The sequence below is a fragment of the Bradyrhizobium manausense genome (assembly GCF_001440035.1).
GTDB lineage: Bacteria > Pseudomonadota > Alphaproteobacteria > Rhizobiales > Xanthobacteraceae > Bradyrhizobium > Bradyrhizobium manausense.
Map to the genome: position 1 here is coordinate 123,179 of NZ_LJYG01000108.1, position 13,360 is coordinate 136,538.

Annotated in this window: 9 protein-coding genes, 1 tRNA gene and 1 pseudogene; 8 read left to right on the plus strand and 3 right to left on the minus strand. The window is 65.4% G+C overall.

The annotated features are described in order from the left end of the window. On the minus strand, nt 1-606 hold a 606-nt coding region (locus AOQ71_RS30630; RefSeq protein WP_245317269.1), incomplete at its 3' end, for a DUF1365 domain-containing protein. Nucleotides 607-610: 4 nt separating this feature from the next. After that, a complete protein-coding gene (locus tag AOQ71_RS30635) occupies nt 611-1,924 on the minus strand; it encodes an NAD(P)/FAD-dependent oxidoreductase (RefSeq protein ID WP_057754894.1) in 1,314 nt (437 codons plus the stop codon). 394 nt (nt 1,925-2,318) lie between these two features. On the opposite strand from AOQ71_RS30635, the gene AOQ71_RS30640 reads away from it, so the two are divergent. The 8 genes and pseudogenes from AOQ71_RS30640 (at nt 2,319) to AOQ71_RS46435 (ending at nt 12,827) form a co-directional block, all read left to right on the plus strand. Further along, nucleotides 2,319-3,818: an efflux transporter outer membrane subunit gene (locus AOQ71_RS30640; protein WP_083514607.1), complete on the plus strand. Its 1,500-nt coding sequence runs from the start codon at nt 2,319-2,321 to the stop codon at nt 3,816-3,818. Beyond that, on the plus strand, nt 3,808-5,235 hold the full coding sequence (locus AOQ71_RS30645) for an efflux RND transporter periplasmic adaptor subunit (protein WP_057754897.1): 1,428 nt from the start codon (nt 3,808-3,810) through the stop codon (nt 5,233-5,235). Before AOQ71_RS30640 ends, AOQ71_RS30645 begins: the two co-directional genes overlap by 11 nt. Before the next feature lie 37 nt (nt 5,236-5,272). Next, the coding region (locus tag AOQ71_RS48865; protein WP_245317314.1) for an efflux RND transporter permease subunit at nt 5,273-5,435 on the plus strand (163 nt) is incomplete at its 3' end. A 1-nt stretch (nt 5,436) separates the two neighbouring features. Continuing rightward, a pseudogene (locus tag AOQ71_RS30650) lies at nt 5,437-8,422 on the plus strand (efflux RND transporter permease subunit); the annotation flags it as partial. Beyond that, the gene (locus AOQ71_RS30655; protein WP_057754903.1) at nt 8,422-11,529 is read left to right on the plus strand and encodes an efflux RND transporter permease subunit; all 3,108 of its coding nucleotides are present in this window, start codon (nt 8,422-8,424) and stop codon (nt 11,527-11,529) included. The pseudogene AOQ71_RS30650 and the gene AOQ71_RS30655, both read left to right, overlap by 1 nt. Before the next feature lie 37 nt (nt 11,530-11,566). Further along, nucleotides 11,567-12,307 (plus strand): tRNA-uridine aminocarboxypropyltransferase, encoded by a 741-nt coding sequence (locus tag AOQ71_RS30660; RefSeq protein ID WP_057756639.1) that lies wholly within the window; start codon nt 11,567-11,569, stop codon nt 12,305-12,307. Between the two features lie 108 nt (nt 12,308-12,415). Then, nucleotides 12,416-12,489 (plus strand) — tRNA-Cys (locus tag AOQ71_RS30665). 191 nt (nt 12,490-12,680) lie between these two features. Further along, the gene (locus AOQ71_RS46435; RefSeq protein ID WP_167354006.1) at nt 12,681-12,827 is read left to right on the plus strand and encodes a hypothetical protein; all 147 of its coding nucleotides are present in this window, start codon (nt 12,681-12,683) and stop codon (nt 12,825-12,827) included. Nucleotides 12,828-12,879: 52 nt separating this feature from the next. Here AOQ71_RS46435 and AOQ71_RS46070 read toward each other — a convergent pair whose 3' ends face one another. After that, the gene (locus tag AOQ71_RS46070; RefSeq protein ID WP_057754910.1) at nt 12,880-13,086 is read right to left on the minus strand and encodes a hypothetical protein; all 207 of its coding nucleotides are present in this window, start codon (nt 13,084-13,086) and stop codon (nt 12,880-12,882) included. Nucleotides 13,087-13,360: the final 274 nt, after the last annotated feature.

Consider the following 13,360-nt stretch of genomic DNA (forward strand, 5'->3'; position numbering starts at 1 on the left):
GAGCAGCGGGCCGTCGTGGTCGGTCTCCAGGATGCGCAGCTTGACCGTGTCGGACGGCGGCAGCACCCGGAAATGGTAGCGCATCGCCATCGGCACGAAGGGCGAGACGTAGAACAGCTTGTCCTGTTGCTGCCGCAGACCCGCGGCATTCAGCTCGCCGGCCCTGATGGGCAGGACGTATGGATGAATCTCGCCAAAGGTGTTGCGCACCTCGTAGATCATCAGCACCAGCTCGCCGGCGGTGTTACGGCAAAAATAGACCGAGAGTGGATTGAAGCCGTAGCCGAGCAGGCGGGGATAGCACAACAACTCGACCCGGCCGCCCTCGAGGTCGATGCCTTCAGCGGCAGCGCAGCGCTCCGCATAGGCGCGCAGCGAGGAGCCGTCGCGCGGGCCGTGATCCTTCTCGTGGAAACTGTAGAGCGCGGCGCGATTGACGCCGAACAGCGCCGACTGCCTGTTAGCCTCATCCAGCCGGTCGAGATCGATCAGGAGGCTCATGACGCGGTAGCTGAAGCGATGGCCCGTCGGCTTCAGCCGCGCGTGCATGACGTCGCCGAAATAGAGCGCGGCGGCATCCGGTGCCGGAAGGGCTGTCCTCGCCATCGCGCTACTCCGCCGCCTCCGCCAGCTCGACGGGGCCCTTGCGCCAGGGCGCGGTCACCCCCAGCGCTTCGGCGACCGAAAGGCCCGAGCGCAAGCCGTCCTCGTGAAAGCCGTAGCCGGTCCAGGCGCCGCAAAACCAGGTGTGCCGCGGGCCCTGGATCTCAGCCAGGCGCTTTTGGGCTGCAAAGGCCGCCGCATTGTACTGCGGATGCTCGCACAGATATTGACCGAAGGTGAGCTCGGGCGCGGGTTCGAAGGGCGGGTTGAGGCTGACGAACAACGGCTTGTCGGCGTCGATCCCTTGAAGCCGGTTCATCCAGTAGGTCACCGCGACGTCGTTCATCGCCGCTCCCTCGCGCCGCCAGTGCAGGAAGTTCCAAGACGCCCAGGCGCGGCGCCGCTTCGGCATCAGCCTGACGTCGCGATGCAGATAGACCTTGTTCGGAGAATAGTTGATGGCGCCGAGGATGTCGCGCTCGCGCTTGTCTGCATCAGACAGCATCGCGAGCGCCTGGTCACTATGCGCTGCGATCACCACATGGTCGAAACTCTCGTGCCGGCCGTGGCTGTCACCGACCACGACGCCGTGCGACGTGCGCGCGATCGAGGTCACGGCGCAGCCGAGCCGGATCCGGTCCCTGAACGCGGCCTGGAGCCGCCCGACATAGGTCTGGCTGCCGCCCCTGACCGTGCGCCAGACCGGCCGGTCGTAGTGCAGCAGGCGATGATTGTCGAGGAAAGCGACGAAGTTCTCGGCCGGAAAGTCTAGTATGTCGTGCGCAGGAGCCGACCAGATCGCAGCGCCCATGGGGGCGAGATAGTCGGTCAGAAGTCGCTTGGAGAACCGCCGCCGGCGGAAATAGGCGCCGAGCGTCAGTCCGCTGAGGCGGCCGCTCCGAAGGTCGTCGATACTTTGGCGGCCGAACGCCGGGATCTCCGTCAGCATCCGCAGGTAGGACGGGGAGAGCAGATTGCCCGGTTGGGCAAACAGGCCGGCGCCGGTCGCCCACCAATCATTGCCACCGCCGCGCCATTCGAAACGGCCACCATCGGCGGACACCGCAAAGCTCATGCAGCTTGCGACCGTCGCAACGCCGAGATGGGCGAACATTGCGGTCAGATCGGGATAGTTAAGCTCATTGTAGACGATGAAGCCGATATCGACGGTTACAGGCGTGCCCTGATAGTCGATGGTGACGGTGTGGCTGTGGCCGCCTGGACGCAGCTCGCGCTCATAGACCGTCACCGGGTAGCGCTGGGAAAGCGTCCAGGCCGCCGTGTTGCCGGCGATGCCCGTTCCGATGACCGCGATGCGCATGCGTCAATGTCCCTGCCTCGTGCTGGACAAGCTACGATGCGTTGCGGCGCGGGTTTCAATGGAGAGCAGGCCCTGGCTTTGGGTGTTCGGGGCCACTGTGGCTGCAATATCACATGAAATCTTTGTAAGCTTGATGTGTTTCCGGACCTTTCTGGAATCGAAAAAGCCGCTGCGAGACAGGCATATTTTTCATTCCGATGATCGGATCGCCGGCATGATCGGCTGTGCGTTTCGCGGGTGCGGGACTGTCCCGCAGTTCCGCGCCCGGCTAGTATGAATCTCCGGTTCCGCAGAAAGCATCACGCTGTGAACGAGTTACAGAATGGCCTCCGGCCGCCCGCCCGCCTGTCNNTCGTCCGGCCGCGCGCGAGCGGCATGACCTGCCCGTCGGGGGGTGGATGTGACACAGCGGGTTCCGGCCCTCGTCAGGCGGCAAGTTCTCGGGCAAGTCCTCGGGCAAGTCCTCGGGGCTGCCCCCCGAATCCTGCGCGCGGTCGCCGTGCTATTCCTGGCCTCGAGCTCGGGCGCCTGCGTTTTGACCCAGGACCTTCCCGATCCCGCGCTCGATGTCCCCACGCAGTACAAATATGCCGGGAAGGCGGACGCACCGCCCTCGCTGGATTGGTGGCGCGGCTTCCGCTCGGCCGAGCTGACGCAGCTGATGGAAGAGGCGCAGACCGTCAACCTCGATATCGCTGCCGCGGTCGCGCGCATCGTCGAGGCCGATGCGCAGGCGCGCCAGGCGGGCGCGGCGCTGTTGCCGAGCCTGTCGGGAACGGGACAGGAGACTTATTCGCGCACCTCCGGCTCCTCGGCTTCGGGGCTCACCAATGGTGGCCGTGAGGTCGTCAACTACCAGGCGTCGCTGAGCGCGAGCTATCAGCTCGATTTCTGGGGCCAGAATCGCGATGCGCTGCAAACGGCGGAGGAGACCGCCAAGGCCAACCGCTTCGATCGCGACACCGTCGCGCTGACGACGCTCGCCGCCGTTGCCAATGCTTATTTCCAGGTGCTGGCCTCGCAGGACCGCCTGCGCACCGCCCAGCGCAACATCGCCAGTGCCCAGCGCATCCTCGATGCCATCCGCGAGCGCCGCAAGGCCGGGACGGGGACCGACCTCGACGTCGCCCAGCAGGAGAGCGTGCTCGCCAACCAGAAGGCGTTGGTGCCGCCCTTGCGCCAGACCCTCGACCAGAACAGCAACGCGCTGGCCGTGCTGGTGTCGCGCCCGCCGGAGAGCGTGCGCCTTGCCGGCGGTTCGCTGGACCGGATCGCCATTCCGCGTGTCACGCCCGGGCTGCCGTCCGAGCTGCTGACGCAGCGGCCTGATATACGCCGGCAGGAGGCGCAGCTCGCCTCCGCCACCGCGAATATCGGCAACGCCCGCGCGCAGTTCTTCCCGAGCATCCAGCTCACCGGCAATGGCGGCTATCAGAGCTCGGCGCTGTTTTCGCTGTTCCAGCCGCACGCGGCGTTCTTCCAGCTGGTCGGCAGCGCGACCCAGCCTATCTTCGACGGCGGCAAGATCCTCGGCAATTTCGAATATGCCAAGGCGCGGCAGGACGAACTGCTGCAGACCTACCGCAAAACCATCGTCCAGGCCTTCACCGACGTCGACAACGCACTATTTTCAATCAAGCAGACCACGATCAAGCTGCAATTGCAGCGCGACGTGGTCAACGCCTCGCGGCGCGCCTTCGATCTCGCCGAGCAGCAGCTGCGCGCCGGCACGGCCGATATCGTGACCGTGCTCAACACCCAGCTGACGCTGTTCCAGGCCGAAGACACCCTGTCACAGGCGCAGCTCGCACGGCTTCTTGCCATCGTCAGCCTGTATCAGGCGCTCGGCGGCGGCTGGGAGCCGCGAATGGAGAAACCGGTCAATGCTCTTTAAGCCGGATACAAAGGACGGCGCGAAAGCGGGGATGGCGAAGAAGTCGCGCGGCCGCGGCTTTGTCATGACCCTGATCACGCTCGCGATCCTCGGCGGTCTCGGCTATCTCGGCTGGATCGCGTGGCATCAGAAGCCGGCAAATGACCGCAGCGCTCGGCCCGATCTGCCGGTGCCTGTGCTGGCGGCGACGCCGCGCGTGCAGGACGTGCCGGTCTATCTCGACGGCGTCGGCGCCATCCGCGCGCTCAACACGGTCACCGTGCGCTCCCAGGTCGACGGCAAGCTGATCGCGGTGAAGTTCACCGAAGGCCAGGACGTCAAAAAGGGCGACGTGCTCGGCGAGATCGACCCCGCGCTCTACCAGGCGACCTATGACCAGGCCGTAGCCAAGAAGGCACAGGACGAGGCCCAGCTCGCCAACCAGCGCATCGACCTTGCGCGCTACGAGCAGTTAGCTGCCTCCAATGCCGGCTCCAAGCAGCAGGCCGACACCCAGCGCGCTGCGGTGGCGCAGACCGAGGCGCTGGTCAAGGCCGACCAGGCCGCAATCGACAATGCGGCGGCGACGCTGAGCTACACCAAGATCGTGGCGCCGCTGTCGGGCCGCGCCGGCCTGCGCCAGGTTGACCAGGGCAACATCATCCACGCCTCCGACACCACCGGCCTCGTCGTCATCACCCAATTGCAGCCGATCGCGGTGTGGTTCAGCCTGCCGCAGCAGCAGATCATGCGCGTCAACGCCGCTGCCGCGAAGGGCGCGCTGTCGGTCGACGTGTTCGGCAATGACGGCGTCACCGTGATCGATACCGGCAAGCTCACCGGCATCGACAACCAGGTCGACCAGACCACGGGCACGCTGAGGCTCAAGGCGGAATTCCCCAACGCCAATTACCAGCTCTGGCCCGGGCAGTTCGTCAATGTCCGCCTCAAGGTCGAAACGCTGAACCAGGCGCTGGTGGTGCCGACCTCGGCGGTGCAGCGCGGGCCGATCGGCACGTTCAGCTACGTCATCGGCGAGGACAACGTTGTGACGGCCAAGCCCGTCACGGTGACGCAGCAGAACGAGCGTGATGCGGTGATTGCGAGCGGCCTGACGCCGAACGATCGCGTCGTGACCACCGGTTTTGCCAATCTGTCCGACGGCTCTAAGGTCAGCGTCGGCCGCGACGAGCAGACGCCGTCGGCTGACCTCGCTCCGCGCAAGCGCACGCGCGCTCCGCAAGCCGACGGCAAGGGCGGTCAGGCCAAGGAGGGCCAGAAGGACGGCCAGAAGGACGGTCAAGGCAAGGACGGCGAATTCCGCGCCAAGCGGAAGAGCAGCGAAGGCGACCAGAAGGGCCAGACGGGCCCAGCGCCGGGGCCGGGGGCTCAACCATCGGGGGCTCAATCATCCGGATCTGGAGCCAAGCAGCCATGATCCCGGCAACAGCCGCCTGACGCGGCAGGCGTATCCCATGGGTGTCTCCGAACCCTTCATCCGCCGGCCGATCGCAACTTCGCTGCTTGGCATTGCGCTGCTGATCGGCGGGCTGCTCGGCTATTTCGCGCTGCCTGTCTCGGCGCTGCCGCAGGTCGACTTCCCGACCGTGCAGGTGACGACGCAGCTGCCGGGCGCGANGAGCCCCGACGTGATCGCCTCGCTGATCACCGCGCCGCTGGAGCGGCAGCTCGGCCAGATCCCGTCGCTGACGGCGATGAACTCGACGAGCTCGTTCGGCGTCAGCCAGATCTCGCTGCAGTTCGACCTCAACCGCGACATCGACGGTGCGATCCAGGACGTGCAGGCTGCGATCAATGCCGCCGCCGGCGTCTTGCCCAAGACACTGCCTTATCCGCCGACCTACGCCAAGGTGAACCCGGCCGATGCGCCGGTCATGACGCTGGCGCTGCGCTCGGACACGATCTCGCTGCGGGCGATGAGCGACATCGCCGACACGCTGCTGGCCCAACGCCTCAGCCAGATCTCCGGCGTCGGCCGCGTCTCCGTGCTCGGCGGGCTGAAGCCGGCCGTGCGCATCCAGGCCGATCTGGCGCGGCTTGCCGCCTACGGCATTGCCATGGAGGATCTGCGCGCGGCCATCGCAAACGCCAATGTCTCCGGGCCAAAGGGCTCGCTCGACGGCGCCCAGCAGTCCTACATCATCGCGGCCAACGACCAGATCGCCGCCGCCGAGGCCTACCGTCCGATCATCATCGCCTATCGCAACGGCTCGCCGGTGACGATCGGCGACGTCGCGCAGATCGTCGACGGGCTCGAGAACGACCGCACCGGCGGCTGGTACCAGGGCACGCCGGCCGTCATCATCGACATCCAGCGCCAGCCCGGCGCCAATGTCATTGACGTCGTCAGCCAGATCCGCGCCGAGATTCCGAAGGTGCAGCGTGCCATTCCGGCCGGCGTAAAACTGACCATCGTCTCAGACCGTACTGTCACCATTCGCGCCTCGGTCCACGACGTGCAGTTCACGCTCGTGCTCGCCGTCGTGCTGGTGACGCTGGTGGTGCTGCTGTTCCTGCGCTCGCTGCGCGCAACGCTGATCGCGGGCGTGGCGCTGCCGCTGTCGCTGATCACGAGCTTCGGCATCATGTATTTTGCCGGGTTCAGCCTCGACAATCTGTCGCTGATGGCGCTGACGATCGGCACCGGCTTCGTGGTCGACGACGCCATCGTGATGATTGAGAACATCGTCCGCCACATGGAGAATGGCGACAACGCGATGCAAGCCTCGCTGAGGGGCGCCAGCGAGATCGGCTTCACGGTGATTTCGCTGACGGTGTCGCTGATCGCGGTGTTCATCCCGCTTTTGTTCATGTCCGGTCTTGTGGGACGCATGTTCCGCGAATTCGCGCTGACGCTGACGATTGCGGTCGTGACCTCGGCGGTGGTCTCGCTGACGCTGACGCCGATGATGTGCTCGCGCCTGCTCAAGCACACCCATGAGGAGCTGGCGGTGCCGGGCCTCGCCGCCATCAGCCGCTTCATCGATCGCACCGTCGAATTCTATCACCGCACGCTGCTCGTGGTGTTGCGGCATCAGCGCACCACGCTGGTGGTGACCTTCGTGACGCTGGCCGCAACACTCGTCCTGTATGTCGTCGCGCCAAAGGGGTTCTTGCCGCTGCAGGACACCGCCTCGATCACCGCGGTGACAGAGGCCGGCCCGGATGTCTCCTTCGCCGAGATGCAGAAGCGGCAGGCCGATGCCGCCGACGCCATCAAGGCCGATCCCGACGTCACAGGCGTCGTCTCGGTGATTGGCGCGGGTTCGGTCAATCCGACCACCAATGTCGGGCGCCTCGTCATGACGCTGAAGCCGCGTGGCGAGCGACGCGACGATATCGGAGCGGTCATTGCCCGGTTGAAGGACAAGGTCTCCGGCATTCCCGGCATGACCGTCTATTTCCAGCCGGTGCAGGACGTGCAGATCTCGACCCAGTCGAGCCGCTCGCAATACCAGTACACGCTGACCGGCACCGACGCGGCGCTGGTATCGGAATGGGCGCGCAAGCTCGTCGACGAGATGCGGCGCGATCCCTTGTTCCGCGACGTCTCCTCGGAAGCCCAGGAGGGCGGCCTGCGCGCGCAGCTCGAGGTCGACCGCACCCGCGCTGGCCAGCTCGGCGTCAGCCTGCAGGCCATCACCGACACGCTCAACGATGCTTTTGCACAAAGGCAGATCTCGACCATCTACGGCCAGGCCAACCAGTACCGCGTGGTGCTGGAGGCGCTGCCGATGTACCAGCGCGATCCCTCGATCCTGTCAAAGCTGTATCTGCCGGGCGGCGCTAGCGCGACCGCCGGCGCGCCCAACGCGCAAGTGCCGCTCGATGCGGTGGCGACCTTGAAGCGCACCACGGCGCCGCTGGCGATCTCGCACCAGGCGCAATTCCCGGCGATCTCGCTCAGTTTCAACCTCGCGCCGGGCGCCGCGCTCGGCGACGCGGTCGAGGCGGTGAAAGCGATCGAGACCCGGATCGAGATGCCCAGCAGCATCGTCGGCGTCTATGCCGGCGACGCGGCCGAATTCGCCAAGGCGCTGGGAGGCCAGCCCTGGCTGCTGCTCGCCGCCGTGATCACGATCTACATCGTGCTGGGCGTGCTCTACGAGAGCTACATTCACCCGATCACGATCCTCTCGACGCTGCCATCCGCCGGCGTCGGCGCCATCCTGGCGCTGATGCTGTTTGGGCAGGATCTCTCGGTGATCGGCCTGATCGGCATCATCCTCCTGATGGGCATCGTCAAGAAGAACGCGATCATGATGATCGACTTCGCGCTGGAGGCCGAGCGCGGGCAGGGCATGCCGGCCCATGAAGCCATCGTGCAGGCCTGCCTGTTGCGCTTCCGGCCGATCATGATGACGACGCTCGCGGCGCTGTTCGGCGCACTGCCGCTGGCGATCGAGAGCGGCACCGGTGCGGAGCTGCGCTTTCCGCTCGGCATCTCCATCATCGGCGGCCTGCTCTTGAGCCAGCTGCTGACGCTCTACACCACGCCCGTGATCTACCTCGCGCTCGACCGCATCAATCGCCGCCTCGAGCAGGCGCTGCCGCCGCCGGAGCCCGAGGCGCCCACGGCTGGTGCGACCGAGGGGATGCAGTGATGGCATCTATCTCGGAACCGTTCATCCGCCGTCCGGTCGCGACCACGTTGTTGTCGATCGGGCTGTTCCTGCTGGGAGCGGTGGCCTACGAGTTCCTTCCCGTCGCCTCCGTCCCCAACGTCGACTTCCCCGCCATCTTCGTCTCGGCGAGCCGTCCCGGCGCCGACCCGTCGGTGATGGCGGCCACCGTCGCCGCGCCGCTCGAACGGCGGCTCGGTGAAATCGCCGGCATCAACCAGATCACCTCGACGTCGTCGCTCGGCGTCGCGAACATTCAGCTCCAGTTCGACATCGGCCGCAACATCGACAAGGCGGCGCGCGATGTGCAGGCCGCGATCAACGCGGCCCTCGTCGACCTGCCCAGCGACCTGCCGGCACTGCCGCGCTTCCGGAAAGCGAACACGACCGGCGCGCCGGTCTTCGTGCTGGCGCTGACCTCCAAGACGCTATCGGCGAGCGCGATTTACGACGTCGCCGATACCGTGCTGGCGCAGCGCATCTCGCAGGTACCTGGTGTCGGCGACGTGACGGTATCGGGCGCCGACCAGCCGGCGGTGCGGATCCAGCTCAACCCGGTGGCGCTGTCGAATGCGGGGATCGCCACCGACGACGTGCGTACCGCTATCATCAACGCCAACCCGCTTGGCCCCGTCGGCATCTTCAACGGCGAGCGCCAGAGCGAGACGCTGTCGCTGAACCGGCAGATGCGCACGGCGCAGGAATTCCGCGACATCGTGGTCAAGAGCTCGAACGGCAATTTCGTCCGGCTCTCCGACGTTGCCGACATCGAGGACAGCGTTCGCAACGCGCGCTCGATCGCCTGGTTCAACAAGCAGCCGGCGGTGCTGATCCAGATCACCAAGCAGGGTGACGCCAACGTCATCGACACCGTCGACCGGGTCAAGGCGCTGATCCCCGAGCTGAGGCAATGGATTCCGGCCGGCGTTGACGTGTCTACGCTGGTGGATCGGACCACCACGATCCGCGCCAGCGTGATGGATATGCAGTGGACGCTGCTTGCGACCGCCGGCCTGGTGATGGTCGTGGTGTTCGTGTTCCTGCGTCGGATCACGCCGACGATCGCCGCCGGCATCTCGGTGCCGCTGGCGCTGGCCGGCACCTGTGCCGGCATGTGGGTCGCCGGCTTCTCGATCGACAATCTGTCGCTGATGGCGCTGGCGATCTCGGTCGGCTTCGTCGTCGACGATGCCATCGTCATGATCGAGAACATGTTCCGCAACCTCGAACATGGCATGCGGCCGATGCGGGCGGCGCTCGAGGGCGCCAAACAGATCGGCTTCACCGTGGTTTCGATCAGCCTGTCGCTGATCGCGGCGTTCACGCCGCTGCTTTTCATGAACGGGATTCAGGGACGCCTGCTGCGTGAATTCTCTTTGACGCTGACCTTCGCGATCGTGGTCTCGACCCTGGTGTCGCTGACGGTGACCCCGATGATCTGCGCCCATTACATCCGGCAGACCACGTCGGAGACCGCGACGCTGTTCGATCGTGTCATCGAAGGTTTGCTATCGCGTATCGTCGCCTTTTATGCCCGCAGCTTGCGCGCCGTGCTCGAATTCCCGCTGCTGACGCTGCTGGTCTTCTTTGCCACCATCGCTCTGACCGTAACGCTCTACATCAAGGTTCCAAAATCCGATTTCCCGGTCGACGATTCCGGCTTCGTCATCGGCGCGACGCGCGCCTCGGCCGACATCTCGTTCCAGTCGATGCTGAGCCTGCAGCAGAGGCTGGCCGACATCGTGATGCAGGATCCGGCCGTCGCCGGCATCGGCTCGACCGTCGGCAGTGGCGTCGGGGGTCCCGGTTCGGCGACCTCGAATCGTGGCACCATGTTCATCAGCCTGAAGCCGCCGGAAGAGCGCGACCACGTCTCGACCCAGATCGTGATCGACCGTCTCAGGAAGGCACTATATCCCGTGCCCGGCATTCGTCTGTTCATGTTCGCCGCCCAGGACGTGCGCGCCGGCGGGCGGCAGAGCGATTCCAACTTCCAATATACGCTCTCCAGCACCGACCTCGATCTGCTGCAGAAATGGGCGCCGATCGTGGCCAAGCGGATGGAGACGGTGGAGGGCATCACCGACATCTCCAGCGACCGCGATCCCGGCGGACTCCAGCTGACATTGAACATCGACCGCCAGAAGGCCGCGGCGCTGGGCGTCAGGGTGCAGGACATCGACAACGCCCTGAACAATGCCTTCTCGCAGCGCCAGATCTCGATCATCTACACCCAGCGCAACCAGTACATGACGGTGCTGGAGATCGATCCGAAATTCCAGGTCGACCCGTCCAATCTCGATCGCATCTATGTTGCCGGCGCGGGCGACAAGCAGGTGCCGTTGTCTGCCGTGGTCCGCGCAACGCGCGGGCTTGCCGCGCTCGCGGTCTATCATTCGCAATCGGTGCCATCGACCACGGTATCGTTCAACACCTTGCCTGGCGTCGTGCTCGAGGCCGCTACGCGGAACATCCAGCGTGCGGTCGATGAATTGCACATGCCCGAGGGCATCCGCGGCAGCTTCGACGGCAATGCCGGCGAATTCGCCAGGACCAGCAGTCGGCAGCCGCTCTTGATCCTCGGCGCGCTGGTGGCGATGTATATCGTGCTCGGGGTGCTCTATGAGAGCCTCGCCCATCCGCTCACGATCATCTCGACACTGCCCTCGGCCGGCCTCGGGGCGCTGCTGGCGCTGCAGATCACCAACACGCCGCTGACGGTGATCGCCTTCGTCGGCATCATCCTGTTGATCGGCATCGTCAAGAAGAACGGCATCATGATGGTCGACTTCGCGCTCGATGCCGAGCGCCAGCGCGGCCTGTCCTCGGCGGAGGCGATCTTCGAGGCCTGCCAGGCGCGTTTCCGTCCGATCCTGATGACGACCATGGCCGCGCTGTTTGCCGGCATTCCGCTGGTGGTCGCGACCGGGCCGGGCACGGAGCTGCGCCGTCCGCTCGGCATCACCATCATCGGCGGCCTGTTCGTCTCGCAGGTCCTGACCCTCTACACCACGCCGGTGATTTACCTGCTGATTGACCGCCTGCGTCGGCGGTCCGAGCCGCGCGCGCTGCCGGCGCCGGCGGAATAGGTTGTTGAACGGCTGTACCGAGCGTATAGCGGCGGTCATGTCGAACCCAGCCGAGACCACGACCGCAGCGCCCGAGCCTGTCCCCGAATGCCCGCACTGCCAGAAGCCGATGCCGCTCTGCATCTGCGACACTGTCACGCCGATCGAGAACAAGCTCTCGCTCCTGATCCTGCAGCATCCGCAGGAGCAGGACAGGGCGCTCGGCACGGCGCGGCTGCTTGCCAGGCACTTTGAAGACGCGACCGTGAAGGTCGGCCTGTCCTGGCCGAGCCTGTCCAAGGCGCTTGGCCGTCCGGTCGAGAACGCCTCGCACTGGGCTGTGCTCTATCTCGGTTCGGCGCGCGCCGCCGACCTCGACGTCGAGGGCGAGATCGTCGCGCTCAACCGCAAGGGCGAGGTCGCGGAGAACCAGCGCGCCATTTTTGGCAAGCTCGAAGGCGTGGTGCTGCTCGACGGCACCTGGAGCCAGGCCAAGGCGCTGTGGTGGCGCAATCCCTGGATGCTGAAATGCCAGCGCGTAATCCTCAACCCGAAGCACCCATCGCGCTATGGCCGCCTGCGTCGCGAGCCGCGCAAGGACGGGCTGTCGACCATCGAGGCAGCGGCGACGCTGCTCGCGGGGCTCGAGCGGCGCCCCGACATCGCCGCGACGTTGAACGCCAGTTTTGAACGGCTGTTGACGCGTTATCGCGAAGTCCAGGCTGAGATGCCTGAACTGGCGCCAAAGCCGGAACCCAAAGGCCGCCGGCGCGACTTCCGCCGCGGCAAACGGTCCTGACCTGGGCTGATCCCAATTCTGCGGTTGATTGCCTCGCGGTGCGAAGGCGTAAGCGCCCGGCCGGGGTTGCTTAACCCCCTGATCCCCTATATTGGTCCGCCCTTACGGGGCCACGTGGCGGAGTGGTTACGCAACGGTCTGCAAAACCGTGTACACCAGTTCAATTCTGGTCGTGGCCTCCATCACCAAACTTCTGATATTTCAGCCTAAATCGTGATTCCGTTCGGTCCGCCAAGGGCGCGGACAGCAACTGCACGAGCCGCGCCCACCGGAATTGCCCGGGGCTTGCTGGAAACCCTCGATTCAGGCCCGATGGCATAAACTTCGCATCTGCGAAGGCATGCAGTCGTATCAATCGAGCGCTGGAGCACACGTGGGCGAGATCGTCCGGTTTATCCCGAAATCCGAGCTTGAGCGGGCTCGCCTTATTGCCGAGGCGCGCGCGATCTATGACAGCATCTTCCCGCCTGATGTGCCCGACAGGGCGCCGCAGGATGACAAGGACAGCGTCAAGAATTGATCGCAGACCTGTGGCCTGCCGTCAGGTTTGGCCAGGAGGTTTCAGCAGGTTTTCAGGAGGCGGCGTACCAGCCATCCGGAAAGGGCAGCAGGGGCCATGCGCCCTCATTGTCATTCGCGGCCTCGAGCGGCTTCTTGAGCGCTGCGTCGAAGCTCCACGGGCGGGGCACGAAGTCCTCCAGCGGCGCAGGCGCGAAAGTGTCGTGAATCATGGCGTCCCGGACGGCATCCAGCATCAAATTGAATTCGGCTTCGCTCATCACACCCTCCGGAACGCGGATGGCGCACTGTCGCAAAGCCGGTTTGTTGGCCGATTGACCCGATCGTTCGGATTTTAACGATCGGGCGATCGAGGTCCGTTTGGTTACCGATTTCTGAAGATCCCCGAACCCCCAGGTAAATCCGGCGACCTCTAGGAAGTTCCAGGCGGCCGCCAGTGTGCAAGAGATCACATCCCCCGCGATTTATTCCTCCTACCTCTTTGACCACACCGGCCAACAGGGCCGGTCCGGCAGGGCAGACAGGAGACTGGTC